The sequence below is a fragment of the Duganella kummerowiae genome, assembly GCF_053572355.1.
Genome location: NZ_JBKFEH010000041.1, coordinates 1 through 2,289, shown reverse-complemented (window position 1 = coordinate 2,289; position 2,289 = coordinate 1). Strand labels below are relative to the sequence as shown.

4 protein-coding genes are annotated in these 2,289 nt (G+C 52.6%); 1 reads left to right on the top strand and 3 read right to left on the bottom strand.

Going from position 1 to position 2,289, the window contains the following annotated elements; genetic code table 11:
- Positions 1 to 342: 342 nt before the first annotated feature.
- The 3 genes from ACLB1G_RS27925 to ACLB1G_RS27915 are packed head-to-tail and all read right to left on the bottom strand — an operon-like array spanning position 343 to position 1,315.
- Complete coding sequence (locus tag ACLB1G_RS27925; protein ID WP_491630541.1) at positions 343 to 882, bottom strand: CPBP family intramembrane glutamic endopeptidase; 540 nt, start codon at positions 880 to 882, stop codon at positions 343 to 345.
- Positions 883 to 932: 50 nt separating this feature from the next.
- Positions 933 to 1,139: a hypothetical protein gene (locus ACLB1G_RS27920; RefSeq protein ID WP_491630540.1), complete on the bottom strand. Its 207-nt coding sequence runs from the start codon at positions 1,137 to 1,139 to the stop codon at positions 933 to 935.
- The gene (locus tag ACLB1G_RS27915; protein WP_491630539.1) at positions 1,139 to 1,315 is read right to left on the bottom strand and encodes a hypothetical protein; all 177 of its coding nucleotides are present in this window, start codon (positions 1,313 to 1,315) and stop codon (positions 1,139 to 1,141) included. The genes ACLB1G_RS27920 and ACLB1G_RS27915 overlap by 1 nt, the downstream gene beginning before the upstream one ends.
- 427 nt (positions 1,316 to 1,742) lie before the next feature.
- Here ACLB1G_RS27915 and ACLB1G_RS27910 point away from each other — a divergent pair.
- Positions 1,743 to 2,289: HlyD family secretion protein (locus tag ACLB1G_RS27910; protein ID WP_491630538.1), on the top strand; the 547-nt coding region annotated here is incomplete at its 3' end.

Sequence of the window (2,289 nt, the reverse complement as noted above, 5' to 3'; positions counted from 1 at the left end):
TCAGGCGCTCAAACTATGGCAGCAACAGAAACCCGACCTATTTGTAAAACGGGTTTATGAACAGACGGGACTGGACAATTAACTGATCGGAGACCCAGCCCTCGAGAATCACATCTCATACACCACTTCTGGGGACGCCATCCACTTGACAGCTGAGGACACGCTGATTTATTCGTATCCCTACTGTCCCGCCGCGGCGCCGCGCTGGCACAATGATGGCATTAATCCACTTCTGTGCGACACCAAGGCCAGCCTGCGGGCCAAGGTCGAGCATTTCTTCCAAGTCGTCAAATACCTGTTATGCCATCGTCAGGCAAATTGCAGAATGCTACGACAGCTCGACTAAAACGGGTCCCAAGTTACAAGTACAACGAGTACGGTATTGTGCGCTAAATGCGCTGATGCAGTGGCAGCGGTCGCGATGCCTTTCCCCGCCCCCCTGCTCCATAAATAAATGCACGAAAACATAATCCCAGCCACCAGGTGAAGTAGCGGTGCGTTATAACTGAGGTGACCAGCAGCAAATAGCGTAGCACTGATTGCTACGCCCATAAATCGCCGTATGCGGCTAACATAACCAATCCCCTCCATCACGAAACGCTGAAAAAATGCAGTTTCCAGCCATGGCGCCAAAAAGATTGCGAGAACTGCATATAAAGGCCAATTCGCAGGGTCTATAGGCGATTCTTTGGGCGAAAAATGGGACTCTAACAGCGTATAGGCGATGACCAACGGAACTGAAAAAAAACAAAACAGTGCACCAACAATTGCTGCTTTGCCGATGGTCGGATCCGCTTTCAGCCCTGGAATAAGGATTGGCGGTAGCTCCTCCACGGCGCATGAAGCATCGGTGCGGCGACAACTGGGAAGTTGATGTTTCATCGGACTATTCCTCCAAACGCCCCCGCACACATGGGCGGGAGCACAAAAACTTACTTGGCCTGCTGCTCAGGCTGAGGTGGGGGACGGTAGGTTTCTTTGGCACCGTCGTATACCCCTTGGAGGAACTCGATGACGTATCCTACGAAATAAATCCCCTTGACAGCTCCGCCTGCTTTTCCTCCACCAGAAACGAGATCTACCTCAGTGGTATTTAGCTGCTCCATATTTACCCCTATACGATAATTATCGAAACGCATCAGGCACCGTATTGAAGCGCGCTGAGCATGAAATTATCTTGGGCATCAACCGTATATTGCGTCGCTATACCTGCGCCCAAGATATTACCGATTGTTCGCCCAATAGAATAGATCCATGATCTATCTCCCGCGCCACCCGATACGGCATCCATTTCTTCCAGTGTGATTGCTTCCACTCTCATCTCCTTAAAAAATCATACACAATAGTGCCCCGGCCATAACCCAACGCTGCCTGGCGCCTTCACAAAGAGGCGATGGCAGGAATATATTAACTAAAGTTCCTGCCAAACGAGAAAATATCGGCACATTATTTGATGCAGAACAAACAACTAAATTTTTACGAAGCAATAATTAGCATCAGCCGAATCTAAAAATTTCGTAGCGCTTAAAAAAACAGAACTGCAGTATTTTCGCTAATCACCAATGAAGGGCATCACGGCCAGGCTGGCTCTCAAGGTCTTACACCATCATCTGTAAAGGCAACTAATGTCTAAATCTCTATTTAGGGCCGAGGCCTTGGCGGCACAGCAAGACAAACACTTGGGCGAGGCGCTAATGATTCGTCCTATTTCTTGGCGCGTGTGCACTTATAGCGTGGCCGGATTGACCGCAGCGCTGCTGATCTATGCCTGCGCCGCCCAGTACACACGCCACGAGCACGTGTCTGGATATCTGGTTCCTGACCTGGGCCTGATCACGGTCGCTGCTCCACAAGCCGGGATCGTGCAGGCGCGCTATGTTGCCGAAGGCGACGTCGTGCGGCGCGGCGCACGGTTGTATACGATCAGTTCCGATCACGCGGTAGCTGACGCCGCAAGCGCGGAGGCGCTGGCGCTGCAGACGCTGGAGCGCCGTCGGGTCCTGCTGAAAACCAGCCTCCTTAAACAGGGATCAATCAATCGGATTGACCGCGACAGCATCGCGGCCCAGATACGCAGCACCATCGAGGAAATCGGTACCTTAGCCTCGCAAATGGCCACGCAGCAGCAGCGCGTCAACAACGCCAGCGCGGCAGTTGAGCGCTATCGAAAGCTGGTGGATGAGCGCTTCGTATCCGAGGCCCAACTCCAGATGCAGCAGGACGCGCTGCTGGAACAACAGAACCGCCTGCAGGAGCTGGCACGCGCCAAAGGTGCGCTGGAGCGTGAAC

What these genes read in the sequence shown, in the direction of transcription:
- ACLB1G_RS27925 (WP_491630541.1), bottom strand. Translation starts at nt 882, where the DNA reads ATGAAACATCAACTTCCCAGTTGTCGCCGCACCGATGCTTCATGCGCC.
- ACLB1G_RS27920 (WP_491630540.1), bottom strand. Translation starts at nt 1,139, where the DNA reads ATGCGTTTCGATAATTATCGTATAGGGGTAAATATGGAGCAGCTAAAT.